Origin of the sequence: Streptomyces tubercidicus (assembly GCF_027497495.1) — a bacterium.
GTDB classification, from domain to species: Bacteria; Actinomycetota; Actinomycetes; order Streptomycetales; family Streptomycetaceae; genus Streptomyces; species Streptomyces tubercidicus.
Genome location: NZ_CP114205.1, coordinates 8,014,861 through 8,036,792, shown reverse-complemented (window position 1 = coordinate 8,036,792; position 21,932 = coordinate 8,014,861). Strand labels below are relative to the sequence as shown.

At 67.8% G+C, this 21,932-nt stretch carries 19 protein-coding genes and 2 pseudogenes; 10 read left to right on the top strand and 11 right to left on the bottom strand.

What is annotated here, in order from left to right; translation table 11 throughout:
* Positions 1-179 precede the first annotated feature (179 nt).
* From STRTU_RS34740 to STRTU_RS34720, 4 genes and pseudogenes are all read right to left on the bottom strand, one after another.
* The gene (locus STRTU_RS34740) at positions 180-2,012 is read right to left on the bottom strand and encodes a glycoside hydrolase family 15 protein (RefSeq protein WP_159749276.1); all 1,833 of its coding nucleotides are present in this window, start codon (positions 2,010-2,012) and stop codon (positions 180-182) included.
* A 272-nt stretch (positions 2,013-2,284) separates the two neighbouring features.
* Positions 2,285-3,190 (bottom strand): aminoglycoside phosphotransferase family protein, encoded by a 906-nt coding sequence (locus STRTU_RS34735; protein ID WP_159749274.1) that lies wholly within the window; start codon positions 3,188-3,190, stop codon positions 2,285-2,287.
* 333 nt (positions 3,191-3,523) lie between these two features.
* Positions 3,524-4,390: a bacteriocin fulvocin C-related protein gene (locus STRTU_RS34730; protein WP_159749272.1), complete on the bottom strand. Its 867-nt coding sequence runs from the start codon at positions 4,388-4,390 to the stop codon at positions 3,524-3,526.
* 182 nt (positions 4,391-4,572) lie between these two features.
* Positions 4,573-5,027: pseudogene (locus tag STRTU_RS34720) on the bottom strand (telomere-associated protein Tap); the annotation flags it as partial.
* Positions 5,028-5,300: 273 nt separating this feature from the next.
* On the opposite strand from STRTU_RS34720, the gene STRTU_RS34715 reads away from it, so the two are divergent.
* From STRTU_RS34715 to STRTU_RS34705, 3 genes are all read left to right on the top strand, one after another.
* Entirely contained in the window at positions 5,301-6,344 is a 1,044-nt protein-coding gene (locus STRTU_RS34715) for a trypsin-like serine peptidase (protein WP_174879017.1), read from the top strand.
* A gap of 57 nt (positions 6,345-6,401) precedes the next feature.
* A complete protein-coding gene (locus tag STRTU_RS34710) occupies positions 6,402-6,899 on the top strand; it encodes a potassium channel family protein (RefSeq protein ID WP_371873702.1) in 498 nt (165 codons plus the stop codon).
* 108 nt (positions 6,900-7,007) lie between these two features.
* Positions 7,008-7,352 carry an MmcQ/YjbR family DNA-binding protein gene (locus STRTU_RS34705; RefSeq protein WP_159749270.1) on the top strand — a complete coding sequence of 115 codons (345 nt, stop codon included), beginning with the start codon at positions 7,008-7,010 and terminating at the stop codon, positions 7,350-7,352.
* A gap of 62 nt (positions 7,353-7,414) precedes the next feature.
* Here STRTU_RS34705 and STRTU_RS34700 read toward each other — a convergent pair whose 3' ends face one another.
* Positions 7,415-7,573, bottom strand: coding sequence for a hypothetical protein (locus tag STRTU_RS34700; RefSeq protein ID WP_167539291.1), 159 nt, complete (start codon positions 7,571-7,573; stop codon positions 7,415-7,417).
* A 332-nt stretch (positions 7,574-7,905) separates the two neighbouring features.
* On the opposite strand from STRTU_RS34700, the gene STRTU_RS34695 reads away from it, so the two are divergent.
* Positions 7,906-8,340, top strand: coding sequence for a hypothetical protein (locus STRTU_RS34695; protein WP_159749268.1), 435 nt, complete (start codon positions 7,906-7,908; stop codon positions 8,338-8,340).
* A gap of 183 nt (positions 8,341-8,523) precedes the next feature.
* Here STRTU_RS34695 and hemC read toward each other — a convergent pair whose 3' ends face one another.
* From hemC to STRTU_RS34680, 3 genes and pseudogenes are all read right to left on the bottom strand, one after another.
* Positions 8,524-9,459: a hydroxymethylbilane synthase gene (gene hemC, locus STRTU_RS34690; RefSeq protein ID WP_159749266.1), complete on the bottom strand. Its 936-nt coding sequence runs from the start codon at positions 9,457-9,459 to the stop codon at positions 8,524-8,526.
* A 354-nt stretch (positions 9,460-9,813) separates the two neighbouring features.
* Positions 9,814-11,005, bottom strand: a pseudogene (locus tag STRTU_RS34685) (MFS transporter).
* Between the two features lie 181 nt (positions 11,006-11,186).
* Complete coding sequence (locus STRTU_RS34680; protein ID WP_159749264.1) at positions 11,187-11,879, bottom strand: class F sortase; 693 nt, start codon at positions 11,877-11,879, stop codon at positions 11,187-11,189.
* Between the two features lie 265 nt (positions 11,880-12,144).
* Between STRTU_RS34680 and STRTU_RS34675 the strand changes: the two genes are divergently transcribed.
* Positions 12,145-12,858 carry a hypothetical protein gene (locus STRTU_RS34675; protein WP_269777427.1) on the top strand — a complete coding sequence of 238 codons (714 nt, stop codon included), beginning with the start codon at positions 12,145-12,147 and terminating at the stop codon, positions 12,856-12,858.
* A gap of 801 nt (positions 12,859-13,659) precedes the next feature.
* Here the strand turns inward: STRTU_RS34675 and STRTU_RS34670 are convergent.
* Positions 13,660-14,385 (bottom strand): Mut7-C RNAse domain-containing protein, encoded by a 726-nt coding sequence (locus tag STRTU_RS34670; RefSeq protein WP_159749260.1) that lies wholly within the window; start codon positions 14,383-14,385, stop codon positions 13,660-13,662.
* Between the two features lie 390 nt (positions 14,386-14,775).
* On the opposite strand from STRTU_RS34670, the gene STRTU_RS34665 reads away from it, so the two are divergent.
* Entirely contained in the window at positions 14,776-15,972 is a 1,197-nt protein-coding gene (locus tag STRTU_RS34665; protein ID WP_159749258.1) for a cytochrome P450 family protein, read from the top strand.
* A gap of 104 nt (positions 15,973-16,076) precedes the next feature.
* Here the strand turns inward: STRTU_RS34665 and STRTU_RS34660 are convergent, their stop codons facing one another.
* Positions 16,077-16,838 (bottom strand): chitinase, encoded by a 762-nt coding sequence (locus STRTU_RS34660; protein ID WP_159749256.1) that lies wholly within the window; start codon positions 16,836-16,838, stop codon positions 16,077-16,079.
* A 429-nt stretch (positions 16,839-17,267) separates the two neighbouring features.
* Here STRTU_RS34660 and STRTU_RS34655 point away from each other — a divergent pair, with 429 nt between their 5' ends.
* The 3 genes from STRTU_RS34655 (at position 17,268) to STRTU_RS34645 (ending at position 19,611) form a co-directional block, all read left to right on the top strand.
* Complete coding sequence (locus tag STRTU_RS34655) at positions 17,268-18,395, top strand: hypothetical protein (protein WP_159749254.1); 1,128 nt, start codon at positions 17,268-17,270, stop codon at positions 18,393-18,395.
* Positions 18,396-18,468: 73 nt separating this feature from the next.
* The gene (locus tag STRTU_RS34650) at positions 18,469-19,167 is read left to right on the top strand and encodes an aspartate/glutamate racemase family protein (RefSeq protein WP_159749252.1); all 699 of its coding nucleotides are present in this window, start codon (positions 18,469-18,471) and stop codon (positions 19,165-19,167) included.
* A 138-nt stretch (positions 19,168-19,305) separates the two neighbouring features.
* Complete coding sequence (locus STRTU_RS34645; protein ID WP_159749250.1) at positions 19,306-19,611, top strand: hypothetical protein; 306 nt, start codon at positions 19,306-19,308, stop codon at positions 19,609-19,611.
* A gap of 202 nt (positions 19,612-19,813) precedes the next feature.
* Here the strand turns inward: STRTU_RS34645 and STRTU_RS34640 are convergent, their stop codons facing one another.
* Positions 19,814-20,044, bottom strand: coding sequence for a DUF6296 family protein (locus STRTU_RS34640; RefSeq protein WP_159749248.1), 231 nt, complete (start codon positions 20,042-20,044; stop codon positions 19,814-19,816).
* Between the two features lie 397 nt (positions 20,045-20,441).
* Here STRTU_RS34640 and STRTU_RS34635 point away from each other — a divergent pair, with 397 nt between their 5' ends.
* Entirely contained in the window at positions 20,442-21,773 is a 1,332-nt protein-coding gene (locus STRTU_RS34635; protein ID WP_167539290.1) for a serine hydrolase domain-containing protein, read from the top strand.
* Positions 21,774-21,932: the final 159 nt, after the last annotated feature.

The window sequence follows — 21,932 nt, the reverse complement described above, 5'->3', positions numbered from 1 at the left end:
ATCAGGGCCCCCTGGCACCGCGCCGCCACCCTTGCCGCTACCGTGCAGAGGCCCCGCCGGTCGCAGGGGCCGCCGCGCAGGTACGCCGATCCCGGTCCTGAGCCGCAGCGATCACAGCGGGCGATCCGCGCTTCCCCATCCCGTGGAGCCCATCAGCAGAAGCGACCTCGCCCGCAGCCTCAGCCCAATGCCCGGTCGAGATTGAACGCGGCGCTGATGAGTGCCAGGTGGGTGAAGGCCTGGGGGAAGTTGCCGGTCTGTTCGCCGGTCCGGCCGATTTCTTCGGCGTACAGGCCGAGGTGATTTCCGTAGGTGAGCATCTTCTCGAAGGCGAGCCTGGCCTCGTCCACCCGGCCGGCCCGGGACAGCGCCTCGACATACCAGAACGAGCAGATCGAGAAGGTGCCTTCCTCACCTCGCAGTCCGTCCGGGCTGCTGCGGGGGTCATAGCGGTAGACCAGGGAGTCGGACACCAGCTCCTCCCCCAATGCCTCCAGAGTGGAAAGCCATTTCGGGTCCGTGGGCGAAATGAACTTGGCCAGCGGCATCATCAGAACCGAGGCATCGAGAACATCGTCGCCCTCGTGCTGAACGAATGCCTTTCGCTTCGTGGACCAGCCACGATCCATGATCCGCCGATAGATGGCGTCCCGGGCCGAGCGCCAGCGGATCACATCCGCCGGCAGCCCCCGGTGAGCGGCGATCCGCATCGCCCGTTCCAGTGCCACCCAGCACATCAGCTGCGAGTACAGGAAGTTCTGGGTCTTGCCGCGGGTCTCCCAAATACCTTCGTCCGGCTGGTCCCAGTTATCGCAGACCCAGTCCACGAGCTTGCCGATGGTGTCCCAGTGCTCGCTGGACAGCGGCTCCCCCCATTTGTCATAGAGGTAGAGGGAGTCGATAAGTGCCCCGTAGATATCGAGTTGGAGCTGGTTGACGGCGTCATTGCCGATCCGGACGGGGCTCGATCCCTGGTGGCCCTCCAGGTGGAGGAGTTCCTCCTCGGGCAGTTCGCTGCGGCCGTCGATGCCGTACATGATCTGCAACGGGCCGTCAGAACACTCCGCAAGGCAGACGTTCTGGGAAAGGAAGCGCACAAACGCCCTGGCCTCATCGGTGAAACCCAGTCTGAGCAAGGCATAGATGGCGAATGCGGCGTCTCTCACCCACGCATAGCGATAGTCCCAATTCCGCTCGCCGCCGATCTGTTCGGGCAGGCTGGTGGTGGGAGCGGCCACGATGGCGCCGGTCGGCGCGTAGGTGAGGAGCTTGAGGGTGAGCGCGGAGCGGTGCACCATTTCCCGCCAGCGCCCTCGATAACGGGAGTGCGACAGCCAGCCGCGCCAATACCGCACCGTGGCGCCGAACAGCTCCTCCGCCTCCATCAGCGGACAGGCCCGTGGCGCCACCCCGTCACCGATCCGGTCGAGAGCGAATACCGCGGCCCCGCCCTCGTCCAGCGTGAAGGAGCAGCAGGCGTCGGGTCCGTCGATCTCGACCGGAACACTGGACGACAGCGCCAGCGAAAGTCCTGGGGATTCAAAAATGGTCTGGCCCTGCTGGGAACTCACGGTGTGCGCACTTCGCCCGTAATCGAAGCGGGGAGCCACCCGGGCGATGAACGGCAACGACCCGCGCACACAGAGCACCCGCCGGATCAGCCGGTGCCGGTCCGCCTCCCGCGAGTCGTCGACTATCGGCATGAAATCCTGGACCTCACCGACCCCGTTGTCCGCGAAGAACCGCGTGATCAGGATGTTGGTGTCGGGAAAGTAGAACTGCTTCGTCCGGGCGGGCACATCCGCGGCCAGCTCAAAGGACCCGCCACGATCGGCGTCCAAGAGCGCCGCGAAAACACTGGGTGCGTCGAATCGTGCACAGCAATACCAGTCGATCGTGCCATTGGTACCGACGAGCGCGGCGGTACGCATATCGCCGATCATGCCGTGCTCGGCGATGGGCGTATAGCGTGGCGCATCCGCCTTGCTGGGGCGCAGGCTCACACCGGTCATTTGCCCTCCCCGGCGTTGCGGAGCAGGTGCAGTGGTGAATTCAGGTTACCCCCGGGTCATTGCGGGCAGCGAGCGAACAGCTTCGCGGCAAAGCAACTACGCCGAAGCGGGTCCGCGGTACGGCGACGGACACCACTCTCCCGTCCCGCCTGAGAGGGACATCGCCGCCTCCACCACCCCCCTTCCTTCCACACAGTTAGCAATCTGCCACTTACCGTGACACCGGCACTGCTCGGGCGCCGGGCGGGAGGCCCAGTCGATCTTTGCCGTCGTCACAGGCCCTTGAGGACACGATCAAGTGCCGACCGGCCTGCGGGCCCCCAGTTCGGCTTGCCGCCGGGCAGGCCGCGGTCCCCGTTCTGCCCCATCAGCATCAGGAACAGGCTCTTCATCGCCGCCAGCCCGCGTGCGCGTCGGACCGCAGCCTCATCCGCCTGTGCGTAGGTGTCGAAAAATCGTGCTGCGCCGCCCGCCGGGAGCAGCAGCCAGGCGGCCGCAAGGTCCCACGCCGGGTCGCCGGCGAAGACTGCGCCGAAGTCGATGACGCCCGCCAGTGTCCCCTGCGCGATGACGACGTTTGCGGGATGGAGGTCGCCGTGCACCCACACCGGCGGGCCCTCCCACTCGGGGGCCGCAACCGCGTCGTCCCAGACCTCCCGGACGGCGCGGACGTCGTCGGCCATGGGGCCGGGGGCGAGGGCCCGAAGGAAGTTCTCAAAGCCGTCCGTGCAGTCCTTGGGATGCCCGCCGACGTCCGAATCGGTCGGTCCGTCGGCGGGTGCCTCCACGTGCAGGGCCTTGAGGAAGGCCGCCAAGGTGTCGGCCGCGTGGTCGACGCGGGTGATCGAGCCGTGGTCCAGCGGCGTGCCCTCAACCCATGTCATGACGGTCCAGATCTTGGGGAAGCGCTCGGACGGCGCGCCGTCTCGCACGGGGATCGGGATCGGAAGCGGCAGGCGTGAGGCCAGGGTCGGCAGCCACCGGCGCTCCTTGAGCTGTAGATCGGGGCGCGTGTCCTTCCGCTGCATCCGGACGGCCAACTCGTCCCCGAGGCGCCACATTTGGTTGCCCCAGCCGCCCGCTACCTCGCGGATGGGGAGCTCGGCCAGGTCCGGATGCTGTTCCCGCAGCAGGTCGCGGACCAGATCTTCGCTGATCTCAATCTCGGATTCGATCACGCGGAGTCACAATACTTGAGGCAGGCGGAGGCGACCTTGCTCTTTGGGAGATCCAGCTCTCCCGCTGGGTCTTCCAAGTTCTCCCGCCGCAGGCCGCGCCCCGTCCGTCAGCTGAAACGCTCAGCTTCGCCAACCACCGCGCTCATCCGTCAGTTGAAGCGCTAAGTCACAACTGAGCCGAAGCACGGTGGTTGTCATGACCCAATCTCGCGGAGCGGCTCGCTGACTTTTGGCCTGGCCCTCGGAGGGCGAATGCGTCCGGGCCGCCACCTCCTGGGAGAACGACCCGGAGTCTTCCTCTCATCCTGACAGTGCTGGATTTGACCGCGGGGTTCAGTAGCAGGTGCCGTTGCAGTCGTAGTTCCAGGCCGTCCCACAGTCGTTCGGTACGACCGTGCACCTGATCCGTGTGCCGCAGTTGTACAGCCACGAGCAGTACTGACTTTCCGTGGAACAGGTGCAGTTGGCCAGGGCGTCCGCCGGGTCCGCGGGCCCGAGCATCGCCAGGAGCGCCCCGGCTTCCTGCTGTCCGAAGGCGGCCTTGGCCGACTGCTCCACGTCGCGGAGTTCCACATCGAGACCGGGCCTCGGGGAGAAGCCCCGGGACGCCACGGCTATGGCGTCATCGACCACCCTGTCCTGAGCGGCGGTCAGGTTCGGGTGCGTTCGGCGGTACCAACGGAAATGGTCCGCCCAGACCTGGCTGCGTTCCTGTGGGGTGAGCACTCGGTGGATGGCCTTGCGGTAGGCAACCGGGCGGGACGCGATGCCGGCATACGTACGGGGCAGACGGTCCAGGTTCGCCTCCACCCAGGCGCTGGCGCGGGCGTGCGGGGACTGGGCCAGCGCGGGCGACTGGGCCGTCGCGACCAGACCGGCAGCCGCGGCGGCCCCGCCGATCAGGCGCAGGAACTGCTTTCGTCCCAGCCCTGCCCCGTCCGTCTGGCGCGCCTCGCTCCTGGCGTGCTGTTCGAGTTCTCCCAAAGCCTGTAAGACCCGAGCCGTGGGCCGTGGCCCGAGGTGAAGGACCAGGGCTGTTGCCAGGGACCATCCGGTGTACGCCTTCACATCGTTCTGACGGACGCGAAGCAGGGTGGGAACCCAGGCGGGGGTGGTTCCCATGCTCTGCCGACGCCATCGCTGGACGTCGGGGTCCGTCAGCGCGAGCGTTTCGAGCCGACCGCCGCTGGCGGTCGCCACGGTGGTGGCAACTCCATGCGCTCAACTACCCACAGCAAGAGCGCAGGGCGCTAGAAGTCCATCTCCACGTAATCGATATCGGTGAACTCCACCTGGAGGCCGTCGGCCCGCCGTCCGCGGTCCTTGAAGTAGATCTCCTGAAGGCCCTTCGCGGCGATGTTCTGCAGCTGTTGTTCCGACGCTCCGGCGGCTTGGGCGTCGAAGAGGCGTTTGCGGTGCATGTTGGTGCGGGACTTGCCGATCAATTCCGCCCGGATGTGCGGGCCTCAGGTCGGCCGCTCCAGGGCAGGCCACCGCTCACCGTACTGGAAGCCGATGCCCTGCGGCCGCTCACGGAGCTTGCCGATGCCGCCCTTGACGGACGACTTGATGGCCGACAATACGGCGGCCTGTCCCGATCGAGGTCCTTGTGGCGGGCCATGGCGGCGAGGAACGCGTCGTCCGGCATACCGGTGGTGACGCCGAGATCCGCCATGGTGGCCATGTACGCATCGCGCAGCCGGGTGTACCAGGCATCCAGGTAGGCGCCGTGCTCGTAACGGACATACGCCTCGGCCGGCTGCACCGAGGCCCCGAGTTCCACCGCGTAGGCGACCGTCGGGGTCGCGTACCAGGCGGGCCCGGTGGGGCGGGTGCCCTGATGAAACGCACTCTGGATCCCACTGTCTGCGGTCCGTGACGTAACCGACTGCGCCCCCGGCTTCATCACGGCCCTTGGCGCCGCCTCGGCCGCAGCTCGTGAGCTCGTGAGCTCGTGAGCTCGTGAGCTCGTGAGCTCGTGAGCTCGTGACGGCATGCCACACATTTCGGCCCGGCCTCTCGCCCTGCGCTCCCCGTCCGTAGGACCATGGCACGCCCGCCTCGCGCACGTCTCTCGTTCCGTACGCCGACCCTCGGGAGGAACCGGATCATGAGCAGACCGAATGCTGTACGCGGCCGTCTCACCCTGCTGCTCACCGCGCTGCTGCTCGGAGTGTCGTCCACCCTCGCCCCGGCACTGCCGGCGGACGCGGCACCTGCCCGGAACGGGCATGGCCACGGGCAGGGGTACGGCTACGAGCACGGCCACGGGTTACGCCTCGACGCCCGGCCCTCCCACGCCGCCGATGCTGCCGAGCCCGCCGACACGTACTGGACTCCGCAGCGGATGCGAGCAGCGCGACCCGCCCCCGCGAGCAAGACCACCGGGGCGCCGCGCCCCACGACCACCCCGGCGCCGCCCCCGCCCACCCCGCCGAGCCACCCCTTCGACGGCCTCCCACAGGTGGGGACGTTCTTCTGGACGGACGGCAGCAACACCGGCCGGTTCTGCGGCGGCACGGTCGTGCGCAGCCCGCACCGCGACCTGGTGGTCAGCGCCGCCCACTGCCTGCGCTCCCCCGACCCCAAGCGCCACCTGTCCTTCGTCCCGCAATATCACGACGGGCTGAAGCCGCACGGGATCTACCCCGTCGAGCGCATCTACCTCGACCAGCGGTACTACGACCTCGGAACGAACGCGGGCGCCCGCTGGGACTACGCGGTCGTGCGGCTCGGCGCGCGGGAAGACGGTGCCGAGGTGGAGGAGGTGACCGGCGGCTTCGACCTCCTGCCGTACCCGGGCTATGGCCACCGGAACGTACGGCTCATCGGCTACCCCGGTAGCAAGGACACCACCCATCCCAAACCGCTCGACTGCACCTCCTCCACCCACCGCTACACCAGCACCGATCCGGCCGCCCCCGGCGATTTCCTGGAGATTTCCTGCGCGGGCTATATCGGCGGCACCTCCGGCGGACCATTCCTGGTGCGGGACTTCACCGGTTATGCCCTGATCGGCGTCATTGGTGGTTACCACACGGGCGGCGATTTCCCGGACGTCTCCTACAGCTCGTACTTCACGGTCGACACTCTGGCGCTCTATCTGCATGCCGTCCATGGCGATCCACCGGCCACACCACGCCAGGGCGTTTAATGTCAGCGATGGCGGAAGGCCAGTTGCCCGCCAGGCCGCAGTGGAAGGTGACGCCCGTTGGTGCCGTCGTTTCTCGTGTCCGTACTGAATCGCCTCTTCCGAAATGAGGTCTGGCGGCGGCTGCACGCACAAGCGGCGCTCTGGGTCACCGTGGTCATGACCGCGGTACTCCTTGCGGGTGCCGCACTGGTCGGGGTCGCGGAATCCGGTGCGCCACACGCCAATATCACGTCGTATCCAAAGGCGTTGTGGTGGTCGATCGAGACAGCGACCACCGTGGGTTACGGCGATTTCTATCCCGTCACGCTGTGGGGCCGCGTCATCGCATCCCTGTTGATGCTCAGCGCCATTACGGCATTCGGGGTCATCACCGCGGCCCTCGCCACCTGGTTCGTGGGCCGCGCGGAGCAGGACATGATTCGCCTGAGCAAAACAGTGGGGAGCCATGCCCGCGAGGACGCGGAGGCACTGCGTTCGGAGCTGCATACGCTGCACGAGCGCTTCGACCACGTCGAGAATCTGATCCGGGACAAGGGGACGCACTCCGCCCCCTGAGCAGGTCAGGGCGCGGGCCTCGGCGAGGCTTCGCGTACGCGGCGGCGATCGCGGCGGCCCCGGGGAATATCTGTTCGCCCTGTTCGTCGCGCGTCTACAGTGGTGGCCGTGATCGATTCCGCTGACGTCCGCCGTATCGCCCTCTCCCTGCCCGAGACAGTGGAGAAAGAAGCCTGGGAGATGCCCACCTTCCGGGTCGCCGGGAAGATGTTCATCACGATCCCCGACGATGAGACGTCATTCGCCGTGAGATGCCCCATTCACGAGCGGAAGGAGCTGATCGCAGCGGAACCGGAAAAGTTCTGGGTACCGCCGCACGAGGCAAGCTCCCATTGGGTGCGAGTGCGACTGGCGGCGCTGGAGGACATCACCGAGCTGCGCGACATCCTTGTGGATTCCTGGAAACAAGCGGCACCGCCGCGGCTGGTGGACGCTTTCCCTGGAAGTGACTGATCCGGCAGATCCGGCAGACCCGACGGATCCGGCAATTACTGCCGTTGGCAACCGAGCGGATATCAGTCGCGGCGGCGCAGATCACTCCAGTCCAGCGCCTGGGATGCCGTCAGCTGCGAACGCTCGGCGGCCGCGCGGGCTTCGGCGAGAATATCCCCGTGCTCCTCGACGAGCTCTTCATAGATCGGCGTGGGGCTGGAGGTGGGTGTGGAGGTCGTCATGTCTGTTCCCGTTCCCTTGTGATTCTGTGTGCTGCGGCTTGGTAGGTTCTCGCCGCCCTGGGAAGAAGGGAGCACCACGGTGGAAATCGCGGTGCGCAAAGGGAGGTTGTCCCCACACATGCGCCGCTCCCCCGTGCGGCGCTGGACATCGTGTCATGTGCGCGGCGAGCACGCAAAAGATCATCCCAGAGCCCGAGACCAGCGATGTCACGGAAGCGAAGCACGCCGCCCGGCCCCGATCGGCCTCGAATCGGCCTAGGGTCCGGTCCCGGAGCACCCACCGGACAGCTCCCGGACCACATCCCCATCGACACATCAGCAGGAGGCGACTCATGAGTGCGGCGGCTTCATACGTGCGTTTCCAGGGGACCACACGCGGCCCGCGAGGCCACTTCCCCGGCGTTTTCGCGCTCGCCAATGGCCTTGCACGGGAGGGCAAACTCAGCGATGAGCAGTACCGCTTCTGGCGCGCCGGCAACGATTGGTACGACGCCAACTATCCCAATCCGTCACACACCGACCCCAACGTCTACGACCCCGACCTGAACCCGGGGGCGGTGGCATGGTTCAAGGCCACCACCGCCAGGCATCTCATCGAACGGGTCGACGGCTACCTGGAGATCCTGGCCGCCCATGAAGTGGCCTGCGAACGGGTCGAGTCCACGGCCCCCGGGAGGGTGGTCTACGAGGACGAGGTGCAGGTCGTTGTCGTGCCCTGGGAGAACGACGTCGGCCTGCCCGGGGACGGTGCCACCCGGCGGCGATGAACCCGACTGCCCGCGCGGGAGTCCGAGCTGCCTATTGGCCGCGCCCCGGGGCAACGCTGTTGCGTGTGGCGCCTGTTGGCGTGTTCTCCAGGCGTGGCTTGGCGGCGGCGGTGCCTTCGGGAATCGCTGAGGGACGACCGGTGCGTCGCCGAGGGCCGGGCCGGGGCCCCGGACACGCGCCCCTCAGTGCGCGATGCCGTCAATCAGTTCGCGTGCCCCCTGCCGCAGCAGAGCGACAGCCACGGACGTACCGAGCGTCTCCGGAGTCAGCGGGCCGGCCCATTCGTGCGCGTTGAGGACCGTCTTGCCGTCCGGGGTGAAGACACAGGCCCGCAGGGACAGTTCGCCGCGTCGGTCCGTTTTGGCGTAGCCGGCGATCGGGCTGTTGCAGTGGCCCTGCAGGACGTGCAGCAGCATGCGTTCGGCGGTCGTCTCCTGGAACGTCTGCGGGTGTCCCAGGCCGCTGACGGCGTCGATGGTCTGGGTGTCGTCCTCACGGCACTGGAGGGCCAGCACGCCCGCGCCGACGGGTGGGCACATCTCGTCCGCGGAGAGGATCTGGGTGATCACGTCCGTGCGGCCGATGCGCTCCAGGCCGGAGACGGCCAGCAGCAGTGCGTCCGCCTCACCGGCTGCGAGCTTCTCCATCCGACGGTTGGCGTTGCCGCGCATCGGTACACACTGGAGCTGCGGGTGGGAGGCGGCGAGCTGGGCGATCCGGCGGACGGACGAGGTGCCGATCCGGGTGCCTGCGGGGAGTTCGTCGAGGGTGAGACCGCCGGGGTGGATCAGCGCGTCACGGACGTCATCGCGCGCCAGGAAGGCGGCGAAGGTGGTGCCGGCCGGCAGCGGGCGGTCACCGGGGATGTCCTTGACGCAGTGCACCGCGAGGTCCGCGTCACCCGCCAGGAGGGCGGCGTCGACCTCCTTGGTGAAGGCCCCCTTCCCCTCCACCTGCGAGAGGGCGCCCATCCAGCGGTCGCCGGTGGTCTTGACCGGGATGACCTCCGTGGCGATGCCGGGATGCAGCGCGCCGAGCTCGGCGCGGACGCGCTCCACCTGGGCCAGCGCCATGGGCGAGTCGCGGGAGACGATACGGATCAGTTCTGGGGCGGACATGGGGACACGATAGACCGTCAGATCCGGTGCCGATCCCCCGCAGGTCCGGGCACCGCTGCCTTCCCCTCCTGAGCGGTACGGTCCCGCCATGTCCCGGTCAACGCCCCCAAGCACCGAAGCCGCGCTCCCGCCGTACGCCGTCACCGCGGACGATCTGGACGTGCCGTGCAGCTCGCCGTGTCCGTACTGCGCCAGGCGCCGCCGACGGCCTGGGACGGAAGGGCCGGTTCGCTGGAGTGGGACTGCTGGGAGACCGTCGAGCTAGTCCCGCGGGTTGCCGCCGCCCGGGTGAGCCGGGATGCGCGCGGGAGTCTCGTGGCGCACCCCTTGGCTCCCTTAATGCCGCTAATGCCGCTAATGCCGCGTCCAGTGATGCCGCAGCCGGATCCAAATGTCCCGGGCCCGCCGTCCGGCCTCGGTCCGGCTCTTGGCCACCAGTTCCTGGGCCTCTCCTTCGCTCTCGACCATCGGGCCGGAGCCGCGCAGTGGCCGACCGGCTGTTTCGTGGAGGAAGAAGGCGGCGATGAGCCCGATGACGCCGGCGACCATCAGGTAGTAGGCGGGGATCATGTCGTCGCCGGTCGCCTGCACCAGCCCCGAGGCGATGAGCGGGGTCGTGCCGCCGAAGAGCGAGACCGAGATGTTGAAGGAGATCGACAGCGCGCCGTAGCGCAGCCGGGTCGGGAACAGTGCGGGCAGCGTCGATGCGGAGGTGCCCGCGAAGCACACCAGCAACAGGCCCAGGATCAGGCATCCGAAGGCCGGCAGCAGGATGCCGCCGGCGCGGATGAGGAGCACCGCGGGCGCGGCGAGGACGATCATGGCGGCGCTGCCCGCCATGAAGACGGGCCGGCGGCCCCAGCGGTCGGAGGTGCGGCCCACGGTGGTGATGGGCAGCACCACGACGATCATGGTGCCGAGCACGAGAAGCTGGGCGGTGAGGGCGTTCTGCCCGAGGGTTTCGGTCATGAAGGTCGGCAGATACGAGGTCACCATGTAGTTGGTGACGTTGTAGAGCAGTACCAGGCCCATACAGATCAGCACCGCCTCCCAGTGCCGGGTGAAGATTTCCTTGAGCCGGCCCTTACCGGACTGCCGGGCCTCCTCGACCGGAGCCGAGCGCGTAGCCGACGAAGGCGCCGAAGTGGAGCCAGCTGCCGAGGAATCCACGCCGGGTGTCCGGTGCGTATTCAGCGATGTAGGTGGTCGCTCCCGCGTATTCCCCGCCGGTGGAGAAGCCCTGTACCAGACGGCAGATCAGCAGCAGAATCGGTGCGGCGAAGCCGATGGTGTTGTAGGTGGGCAGGAATCCGACCGCAAACGTACTGACCGCCATCATGATCATGGTGGCGGCGAGCACCCGCTTACGGCCGATACGGTCGCTGAGCGGGCCGAATACCAAGCCGCCCAGGGGCCGGACAAGAAACGCCGCGGCAAATGTGGCGAAGGTCGAGACCACCTGGGCGCCAGGGGAGCTCGACGGAAAGAACACCTTGCCCAAGGTTCCGGCCAGGTAGGCATAGACCCCGAAGTCGAACCACTCCATGGTGTTGCCCAGGGCCGCTGCCGACACCGCCTTGTGCACTGCGGGCCGGTCGGTGATCGTCACATCCTCGGTGCTCAGCGGCCGTTTACGGCACAACAAAGCCCAGGCCGTCGGTGGAGAGCGACGGCCTGGGCTTGTCCTAAGAGGGCGGGGCGGTCTTCGCCGTACGAAGCGGTCCCGCTCAGCCGTTTCTGTACGAGGCGAGGTGGGCGAACACCACCACGTTGTCGACGTAGTCCTTGACCTTCCGGTCGTATGCGCCACCGCAGGTGATCACGCGGAGCTGCGCGGTCGAAGCGTCGGCGTAGACCCGCTCGTTCGGGAATCTCGCCTTGTTGAAGGTCTCGACGGAGTCGACCTTGAAGGTGGCAATGATGCCGTCTTCACGGGTGATGTTGATCGTGGAGCCGGTCTTGAGCGATTCGAGTTGCAGGAACACCGCCGGTCCGGTCTTGGTGTCCACGTGACCGGCGATGATCGCCGAGCCACGCTCACCCGGCGCGGCCCCGTCCTTGTACCAGCCGACGAGGTTCTTGTCGCCCGCGGGCGGCGCATTGAGCTGCCCGGTCGGGCCGATGGTCAGCGGGGTGAAGGGTGCGTTGACGGCGATCTGCGGAATCGACAGCCGCTTCGGGGCGGAACGGGGCAAGGCCAGGTCGGGGACCGCCGAGGAGGCGGAGCTCCTCGGTGAGGCGGCCGCGGCGGAATGGGACGGCGGCTTGGGGTCCGCCGACGTGTCCACGGAGTTGTAGACGAGGAGTGAACCCAGCAGAAACGCTCCCGCAGACCACAGCAGACCGCGGCCGATGGGGCGAGACGCGGAGGCGGTCCGGGGGGGATTCGAATTCGGCTGAGGCGACTGCGGGGCGTTCATGTCACGGTGCCTTTCGTGAACGAGGCGGTGGGGCGTGAGAGGGGCATCGGTAACGCAATCGCCGCGGCCACCGTCCACGTGGAACGGTGGCCGCGACAGCGCATCGGTCTCCGTGCGGGCTGCCTTATCAGGCAGCCGCGGTACCCGAGGCATTGCGACGACGCAGCATGTACGCACCGGCGCCGAGACCGCCGAGCATCAGCACGGAACCCGCGGCCATCCCGCCGCCGGTCGCCAGGCCGCCGCCACCGGTGTGGATGCCACCGTGCGGCCTGCGGTAGCCGCCGTTGTCGCGGTCACCGTAGCCACCGTGGTCGCGGTCACCGTAGCCACCGCGGCCGTGGTCGCCGTAGCCACCGCGGCCGTGGTCACGGTCGCCACCACGTCCGTGGTCACGGTCGCCGCCGCGGCCGTGGTCGCGGTCGCCGCCACGGCCGTGGTCACGGTCGCCGCCGCGCCCGTGGTCGTCACCGTAGCCACCGCCCTGGTCCCAGTCACCGGGCACGGCCTTGGCCATGGCACCGCCACCGGTGTGCATGCCGCCACTCGGCCTGCGGTCGTCACGGCAGTGGTCACGTCCGTAGCCGCCGTAGCCGCCGCGGCCGTAGTCACGCCCGTTGCCGCGGCCGTCACGACCGTCGCGGCCATCACGGCCGTCGCGGCCATCGCGGCCGTTGCCCCGGCCGTCGCGGCCATCGCGGCCATCACGGCCGTCGCGGCCATCGCGGCCGTTGCCCCGGCCGTCGCGGCCATCGCGGCCGTTGCCGCGGCCATCACGACCATCGCGGCCGTCACGACCGTCCCGGCAGTGGTCACGGCGACGGTCACGGTCACGATCCCGACCGTGGTCACGGTCACCGTCGCCCTTCGTGGCCTGGTTCTGGTTGCTGGAGGAAGCGCTGTCCGACGCCATGTCCTCCGTGATCATGGCGTTCGCAGCCGGAGCAGAGATTGCAAGCACCGCCGTAATGGCGGCTGAAGCGAACAGGGTGCGAGCAGTGCGCATGGGGACATGTTCCTTTCGGCGCGACTGCGAAGGCTGACTCTTTGTCGGCTCATCGGATCGCAGTGGCGACGTGATCACCGTCAGCCGGATTGCGATCGCGCACCACCGGAGAATGTCGCATTCGAGGTACGCCATGGGCTCTTCGGGTGGCGGAAGGCAGCGGATTCACCCATTGGACGGCGCGCGTCGTCGGCGTGTCGCGTAACGAGTGGGCTAGAGGGCTCCGACGGGCCTTCGGAGGGACCCTCCGGGTGGGCAATTCTCGCCCAACGAGCACCGGCGAACGGAGCCCTTCCGCGACACGCCGACGGTTTCTGACGGACTGAACAGCTTTGCCGGGTGGGGGGACGCCTCATGGGATTCCACGCCCCCCGGACCGTCGTCGGGGCGGCATCCCACGGCCAGCCTGAGGGGGCTACGACCCTAGGCGCGCAAGGCTCCGGAGCTGTCGCTAACGACTTCGACAGAACCTATCGTTATCCAACTCCCCTTCCCTGTCCGCCTCTTCGCCGGAAATGGCGAGCGGGTGCGGTTCAGGTTCACTAAGGCGGTGCGTGCAGTGAAAGTCAGGAAAGCGCGCCCTGCGGCCCCGGTCGCCCGCCTACTCGGCCTGGCCGAGTGCGGGCAGCCCTCCCCCCCCCCGGGGGGCGCCTGGTGCACTCCCATGGGCGAGTTCCCCTCACCCGGATTGCGGAATTCGTACGCCCGACAGGTTCAGTCGACGGGCCGTGCGATGTTTCATGTGAAACATCGCAAAGCGATCGGCCCAGCCGTTCAGGTGGCGCTTTCCCGGAGCGCCTGTTCGACGATCGCCTCCAGCCGGGCGTGGTGCGCCCCTCGCCAGTAGACGCGGCCGCATGCCGTGCACTGCGCGAAGACGTCGTACGTACGCTGCGTGCCGTGCTCAAGGTGCTCACGGACGGAGTTCTTGTCGGCGTCCATGAGCCGGCCGTTGCACGCGGTGCAGCGCGTCCACGGCGCGAGAGTCGGGGCGAAGCGCCCCAGCACATCCCGGAGTTGGTCATCGGGCCGGTCGCTGTAGACGAACGCGCCCGCCCAGATCTCCCGCCGCCGCAGCAGCCCGCGGTCCCGGGACAGCAGTACCCGCTGCTCCTCCGCCGAGAGCGCAGCCAGCGCCGCGTCGCCGGGGTCCTCGTTCGTGTACGCCGCGTCCACCCCGAGCAGCCGCAGTCTGCGCGCCAGGGTGCCGAGGTGTACGTCGAGCAGGAACCTCAGCGGCGCGCCGGGAAGCCGCTGTGGACGCTCGACGGGATGCACCTCGATGCTCTCGCCCGCCCGTGGGACATGGGAGACGGGGACCTCGACTCCGTCCACGACAAGCCGTCCGACCTCGGTGAGCGGGACGCCGAGCGACTCGACGACATGGCCGAGCGTGGATGACCCATCGGTCACCACGCGCGTACGGGCGGCGCTGTGCGCTGAAGCGACAAAAAGATGCAGCGCTGGGTCGAAGCTGAGGTGGATTTCGGGTCCGTTCACGCCGGACAGCATGCCATCGGGCAGACCACGTCAGCCAGCGGATTCTTGCCGGTCAGAGGCGTGGGGCAAGCCGCCTGGGACACCAGGGCGCTCCCATCCGGGCCGCGCTCGCGTGTGTGGCACCGTCCGTCTCCCCTGCGATGATCGACGAATTCGACGCGGACATCACCGTCCGCCCGCCCGCCGACGCGCACCCGCCCACGGGGCCGGACCCATTCCGCCGAGCCCGCGGCCGGGCGGCAGAACGACGACCGGAGCACTACAGGCGGAGGACATCGACCGCTGCGGCTCCTCCGTTGGGTCGATGTTGACGCCGGGATCGCGTGCGTACTGTCTGACGGATGCCGGGAGTCGTGCATCATCGGGGATCATGAGAGGGGCGGGCACCGCATGGCGGAGATTGTCGATCTGGGGGCCTACGGCAAGGACTTCATCACGAATCCTTACCCGTACTACGCCAAGCTGCGCGCCCAGGGGCCCGTACACCGGGTACGCGTCCCCTACGGGCAGGAAGCATGGCTGGTCGTAGGGCATCAAGCGGTCAGAGCCGCGCTCAGCGACGCCCGCCTCAACAAGAACTGGCGCAATGCCGGGCTGCAGAGCGACCCGGGCGAAGAGTCGCCCCTGTTCACGAACATGCTGGACTCGGACCCGCCCCAGCACACCCGGCTGCGGAAGCTGGTGGCGAAGGAATTCACGCCCCGTCGCGTCGAGGCACTACGCCCACGGGTGCAGCAGATCACCGACGAGCTGCTGGAGACGATGCTGGCCGCCCCGGAGGGCCGTGCCGACCTGGTGGAGGCCCTCGCCTTTCCGCTGCCCATGACGGTCATCTGCGAGCTGCTCGGCGTCCCCGCCATGGACCGGGCGGCCTTCCGTGCCTGGTCGAACGAGATCATCACTCCGACTGGTGAGCAGTCTGCGCAAGAGGCCGTTGTGGCGATGTCCGGCTACCTCGTCGACCTCATCGAAAGCAAGCGCAATGCTCCCGGCGACGGCCTGCTCAGTGCGCTGATCCGCACCAGCGACGAGGACGGCGACCAGCTCTCCCGTGACGAGCTGGTCGGCACGGCCTTCCTACTGCTGGTCGCGGGCCATGAGACGACCGTCAGTCTCCTGACAAATGGCGTACGCGCGCTGCTGCAGCACCCTGCCCAACTGGCGGCCCTGCAAGCCGACTTCTCCCTGCTCGACAACGCCGTCGAGGAGATGCTGCGCTACGACGGCCCGGTGACGACGGCCACTTGGCGCTTCACCGGGGAGCCGGTCGAGATCGGTGGCACAGTGATCCCCGCCGGCGAGACCGTGGTGATCGCGCTGGCTGCCGCCTCCCGGGACCAGGAACACTTCGCCGCCGCCGATGACTTCGACATCACCCGCGACGCTCGCGGCCACACCGCCTTCGGCCACGGCATCCACTTCTGCCTCGGCGCCCCACTGGCTCGACTGGAGGCCCGAGTTGCCATCCGCTCCCTCTTGGAACGCTGCCCCGACCTCGCCATGGACGTCGACTTCGACGACCTCGTCTGGCGCACCGGGATGCTCATCCGGGGGACGGAGCAACTGCCGGTGCGCTGGAAGAGCTAGCCGGTTGGCGTCCACGCCCGACCGCTGGGAGTAGGCGACTGGGGGCCGGGGCGGGCGCCAGATGGACAGACAGCCGGGGCAGGCGACCGGCGGTCTGCCCCGCGTCAGCAGCTCAAATTGTCGCCGGGTGTGGTCCCCAGGATCTGTACAAAGCTCTGGTAGTTATTGATCCGGCTCTGCACCTGGCCGGGGTTGCCGCCGTTGCACTCAAGGGAGCCGTTGATGCTGCGGATGGTCTCGCCGAAACCGGCGCCGCTGACCATCGCCTGGTGCGGGGTCATGGTGCCCGGCCCCGTCTGGGTGTTCCAGTACCAGAGGGCGGTCTTCCAGGCGACGGCGGCGTCCTGCTCCACCAAGTAGGGGTTGTGCAGCAGGTCGATGCCGAGCGCATCGCCCGCTGCCTTGTAGTTGAAGTTCCAGCTGAGCTGGATGGGCCCGCGGCCGTAGTAGGCAGCCTGGCCTGCGGGGCACCCGTACGGCTGGGTGGCGTCGCAGTAGTGGGGATAGTTCTCGGTGTTCTGCTCGACCACATGGACGAGGCCGCCGGTCTCGTGGCTGACGTTCGCGAGGAAGGCCGCGGCCTCCTGACGCTTCACGGTGTCGCTCCCGGTGTTCGCGAACTCCGGATAGGCACTGAGGGCGGCGGTCAGCCCGCTGTACGTATAGAACGCATTCCGGTTCGGGAACATCTGGTTGAACTGCGCCTCGCTGACGACGAATCCCTCGGCTCGGGCGTCGGCGCCGGCCGGGGCCGCGACACAGTCGGAACAGCCCGTCGCAGCAGCCGCCGGCATCGTCGGCACGACGAGCGCTACGCCCACGACTACGGTCGCGGCACTCAGCAGCGCGGCAATACGTGACCTCATCACAGTGACTCCTTCTCGCGGCTGCCCTCCGGGCAGGGAGGGGCCGCAGGTGGGGGGATCGCCGTAGCAGGTACCGGGTCCCGGCACACCGGGAACGCCAGGCGAAGTAGCCGCCTGGATGACTCAACTGACGCACAGACAGCGAACGTTGGGGCACATGGACTTGGGGCGCATATGACTACAAAGAGGACTACGGTCTAGACCAGCGTCAGACTATGGGCGCCACATGAACATGTCCATACCAATGCAGTGATCCTTGACGGGTCGCCACAAAGAGGCAGACAACAGCGCCCCCTCCCTCGCGACTCCGGGCATTGTCAGACCCCTGCGAGAGACTGAGGGCATCGCGACAGGACGGCGCAGAACCGGGGTTGCCGAGGGGGAAGGCGCCACAGAAGTGCCACGCGACCGACGAAGCGGGGGAAGACGATGCGGAAGCGCACGTTGTTCGACGGGGAAGTCCATGTGCACTACGGACAGCTCTATGTCGAGAGTTGGGGAGAACCGATCAGGGCGGGCTTCGACGCGGCATTCGCGGGGCAGGAGAACGGGCTCTGCGGCGGGGCGCTGCCCGGTGGGCTCTATCTGCTGACGGGATTGCACACAGGGGACATCGGATTCACCGTGGAACTCCATGAGCGGGAACCCGACCTGTCGGACGAGTGGGAGGACGTCGTCGAGGCATCGTTCCGGCCCGTCTCACCTCAGGTGCTGCTGGAGCAGTGGGCCGCGGAGGCAGCCTGGGACCTGGATCTCGCACAGATCGACTACCGCGTCCGCTACTGCGGCATCGGGATGGACGAGGGGAACTCGCTCGACACGAGATTCGCTGACGAACCGCAGGTGGAACGCCACCTCCTGCAGTTCTGGCCGGCGCCCAGCGCCAAGGACCAGGTGGTGCGCCGGACCAGCGAGATCGCTGAATATTGGCACCAACACGCCCAGCAACTCCCTCCACCACCCAGCCCCGAGGAAGTCGCGGAGGCCGCGCGTCTGGCACGGCTGGCGCACGAGCGCGCGGCGGAAGAGGAAGACCGTCGCGCGGAAGAGTGGGCTTGGTATGGGCGACTGCCCAGCGAACACCTCAAACGGGTGGCTGGGAATGTGAGTGGCATGGTGCGGCTCGACCGCCTCCTCGTGGACGAAGTGGACGGGGCGACACCCGAACTGCAACGTGAGATCGCGCGGTGGGCGGCGCGGCGCGCCTACACCCTGGCCGGCTTGGCGGACCTCGACTGGGTCGCCCCCGCCCTGGATGCCCTGGACTCAGGAAGCCCGCTGCCCTCGCCGTTCGACGACTGGGACACGGTGTGGGAGCGGCTGTTCAGCGATCCACGGGTGCCGACGACTACGGTGACCTCCATAAACGGCCCCTGGGACAACATGTCCCAGCAGGCAATGGCCGTGCCCGCCCTCTTTGGAGCGGTGGAGGACGACCCTCTGCAGGCCGTCCTGGACGCGCTCTATGCGGCGGCCGCAACGTTCGGTGGCGACTATCCGGCCCTCTTCGAAGAGGTGCGGACGGTCTTCCCTTCCATAGTGGAGGCGGCGAAATGACGCCGAACGGCAAACGATCCAAGGGACCAGGGGTGGTGACGCGACGCTCCTCCCCCTGTGCGAAGCTGGCCCGATGAAGACGATCGGGCTGCTCGGAGGCATGAGCTGGGAGTCCACCGCGGAGTACTACCGGCTGCTGAACGAGTTGACGCGCGAGCGTCTTGGCGGCCTGCACTCCGCTCGGTGCGTGCTCTACTCCGTAGATTTCGCGGAGATCGAACGGCTGCAGGTCGAAGGGCGCTGGGATGAGGCCGGGGAGGTTCTCGCCGACGCTGCCCAGGCGCTGGAGTCGGCCGGTGCGGACATGGTGCTGATCTGCACCAACACCATGCACAAGGTCGCCGACCAGGTTGCCGCCGCCGTCACCGTCCCGCTGCTGCACCTCGCCGACACCACGGCCGACGCCGTCCGTGCGAGCGGCCTGCGCCGTGTTGGACTGCTGGGCACCGCGTTCACCATGGAGCAGGACTTCTACCGAGGCCGGCTGGAAAGCCATGGGCTGGACGTGCTCATCCCGGATGCCGCCGGGCGCAGCACCGTCCATCGCGTGATCTACGAGGAGCTGTGCCTCGGTATCGTCCAAGAGGAATCCCGGCAGTCCTTCATGGCTGTCATCAGGGACCTCGTCGCCGCCGGAGCCGAGGGCATCGTGTTGGGCTGCACGGAGATCGAGCTGCTCATCGGGCCGGAGCACAGCCCGGTCCCGGTCTTTCCCACCACACGGCTGCATGCCGAAGCGGCCGTCACCCGCGCTCTCACCGACGCTGTGTAGTGGCACAACCGCCCAGCCGGGCATATCCAGTCGCCCTCCGAATCCTCGGGTTGGGGAAATGACCATCCCCAACTCCCCTCACTCCACCTATTCTTGTGTCCTACCGAGGTTTGAACTGACGGCAGGTACCCTGACGTGGTGTCGCGTACCGAGTTAGAACGACTGGCCAGGATCCGGATGCAGGTCACCGGTGAGACGCTCGAACGCGCCATGGCGGTGCTGGAAGGCCAGACCACGGCTTCCACACCGCAATCCACATCCGTCACCACCCAGCCTGGCGCCGCCGAAGGCATCGACCTCGACAACGGTGAGGCCGAGAACGGCGAGCCCGACGAAGCCGATCCCGCCGTCGCGACCGACAAAAGCAACGGGGACCCCGAGAAAGCGTCAAAGCCCGACGCCCGGCGAACGTCTCAGCGGCGAGGTCATCTACGCGGCCTCTGAATTTCCGCTATCCGCTCGGCAGTGCGAAATCGCCGCACACCGCGCAACGGATGGAATGCAGAAGGTTACCGAGGACAAGGGCCAGGAGGCTGCCAGCCCAAACGGGGTGCTCAAATACCGCCTTCTCGACACAGGGTGAGCGGACTCATACAGAGTGTGTGCAGGTGTGCGCAGCGCGAGCTGCCGGTGGTACTCCTGAAGCTCACGGGGTGAGGGGGCGGGCCAGCATCGGCGTGCGGAGCATCTGATGCCCGCCGCTGGCCAGCATGCGGACCTCGCCCCGGTCACTGATCTCTGCGCGTACGATCCCCGACTCATCTTCGTAGACCGGATACCCGCCCGCTCCCGCCCGCTCGGTGCGATGGACGATCACTACGTCGTCCTCCACTGCAGGAGCTTGAAATACCAGCTCATAGCTCTCCGGGTAATCCATCAGGTCCTCCCGACAAAACTGGCCAGGTACGTCCGGCGGCCCTCCCCGCAGCCGCTCTCAGCGCGCCGCTGCACCTCGGCCATTCCATCCTCGCCCACTCCCGCCCGCAGCGCCTGAGGAGGACACCGGGGCCAGGCTCCGGCCGGATGAGCCTTTGCCGGTGAGGCTGTGCCGCGGCTTGCGATGAGGCCATGCCGGGGCGCCCAAGAAGCTGCCGTCGCGCAGGCGGCCCCCTCGACGGGAAGCGCAAAGCCCGGCCTCGCTAAACCTGATTTTTGTCATCGGGAGTTGTGATCAAGGTCGTTCCAAAGGCTGACGTCTAGCCGCCGTCCGCCCGCGAGAATCGGGACGTCGAAGACCGAATTCTGACTGCAGACCTTGAACTGACGGAGAATCCATGCCCGTTACCACCCGTCGCCGGCACCTGCGGCTGGCCGGGACCGCCACCGCCGCCTTACTCACGCTGTCGATCCCCACCGCCGCCTCAGCCGCCACGGCGCCGACCATGCACGCAAGCAATGCCACCACCACCGGGGCTGCCGGCCGGTCCCCTGAGGCCGACCACCGGTCCGGCGTCGACCGGCCGGCCCTGGACGCGACGCTCAAAGCCGTCCATGACGCAGGGATGTATGGCGCCTACTCTGCGGTGCGGAATGGCTCCGCGGCGTGGCAGGGCGCTTCGGGGGTCGCCGACGTCGACACGGGTCGCCCCACCACTCCGCGGATGCGGCACCGGATCGGCAGCATCACCAAGACCTTCACCTCGGTCGCCGTCCTCCAGGAGGTCGGCAAGGGCCACATCGAGCTCGACGCTCCGATAGGCCGCTATCTGCCCGACCTCGTCCCCGGGGAACGCGGCCGGACCATCACCGTCCGGATGCTGCTGAACCACACCAGCGGTATCGGCGATTACGGCCCGGCGATCTTCGCCACAGCGGACAGCATCGAAGGCAACCGTTTCCACCAGTTCGATCCCCGGGAATTGGCCCGCCTGGGGCTGAAGGCAAAGCCGTTGGGTAAACCGGGCCAGGCTCACCACTACTCCAACACCAATTACGTGCTCGCGGGTCTCCTTCTGCAGAAGGTCACCGGTACGCCGCCGGAGGCGTATATCACCGAGCACGTCATCCGGAAGGCAGGGCTCCGGCACACATACTTCCCGCGATCCGCCTACCTCACCGGGCCGCACGCCAAGATGTACGAGGCCGCGCATGGCGGGTTCAACCCACCGCGGGACTTCAGCGTCTACAACGCGTCCTGGGCCGGAACGGCAGGCTCACTGGTCTCGACCATGCCCGATTTGAACCACTTCTACCGGGCTCTGCTGGGTGGCGAATTGCTCGCCCCGGCCCAGCTGCGGCAGATGAAGACCACGGTGCCCATCGAGGGCAGCAGGCTGCGCTACGGCCTGGGCCTGTTCACGCAGCACCTGCCGTGCGGAGAGTTCTGGGGGCACGACGGCCTGGTGCTGGGGGCCATGACCTTGTCCATGACCAGCGCGGACGGCCAACGGCAAATATCCCTCGGCATCAATTTGACGCGTTATCAAAAGCTCGATGCGCACGGCGTTCCCCAGCCCGGCCCGATAGATGCCGCCCTGGAGGCGCACATAGCGCAGGCGTTGTGCGGGACGCGTGACAGCCTGCTCCCGGGTCCGACCGACCCGAACCCACTCAACTCACTCCTGCTCGCTCCACAGGAATATCCGCTCCCGGTGCGCCACCAGTAATCCTGTCCAGCCATTCGGATGTGTGCTCCGCTCCCGTGCGCTGTCACGAGAGCGGAGCGGGTCCGAGGAGCGCCAGCAGCTCGGATAGTTACGGAATCCACGGTACGGGGCACCACTGACAACGCGGGGCGGCGGAACACGACGGTGCGCGCATGGGCC

Coding starts and splice junctions, on each gene's coding strand:
- STRTU_RS34740 (WP_159749276.1), bottom strand. CDS start 2,012: ATGACCGGTGTGAGCCTGCGCCCCAGCAAGGCGGATGCGCCACGCTAT.
- STRTU_RS34715 (WP_174879017.1), top strand. CDS start 5,301: ATGAGCAGACCGAATGCTGTACGCGGCCGTCTCACCCTGCTGCTCACC.
- STRTU_RS34700 (WP_167539291.1), bottom strand. CDS start 7,573: ATGACGACCTCCACACCCACCTCCAGCCCCACGCCGATCTATGAAGAG.
- STRTU_RS34695 (WP_159749268.1), top strand. CDS start 7,906: ATGAGTGCGGCGGCTTCATACGTGCGTTTCCAGGGGACCACACGCGGC.
- hemC (WP_159749266.1), bottom strand. CDS start 9,459: ATGTCCGCCCCAGAACTGATCCGTATCGTCTCCCGCGACTCGCCCATG.
- STRTU_RS34680 (WP_159749264.1), bottom strand. CDS start 11,879: ATGAACGCCCCGCAGTCGCCTCAGCCGAATTCGAATCCCCCCCGGACC.
- STRTU_RS34665 (WP_159749258.1), top strand. CDS start 14,776: ATGGCGGAGATTGTCGATCTGGGGGCCTACGGCAAGGACTTCATCACG.
- STRTU_RS34660 (WP_159749256.1), bottom strand. CDS start 16,838: ATGAGGTCACGTATTGCCGCGCTGCTGAGTGCCGCGACCGTAGTCGTG.
- STRTU_RS34655 (WP_159749254.1), top strand. CDS start 17,268: ATGCGGAAGCGCACGTTGTTCGACGGGGAAGTCCATGTGCACTACGGA.
- STRTU_RS34650 (WP_159749252.1), top strand. CDS start 18,469: ATGAAGACGATCGGGCTGCTCGGAGGCATGAGCTGGGAGTCCACCGCG.
- STRTU_RS34640 (WP_159749248.1), bottom strand. CDS start 20,044: ATGGATTACCCGGAGAGCTATGAGCTGGTATTTCAAGCTCCTGCAGTG.
- STRTU_RS34635 (WP_167539290.1), top strand. CDS start 20,442: ATGCCCGTTACCACCCGTCGCCGGCACCTGCGGCTGGCCGGGACCGCC.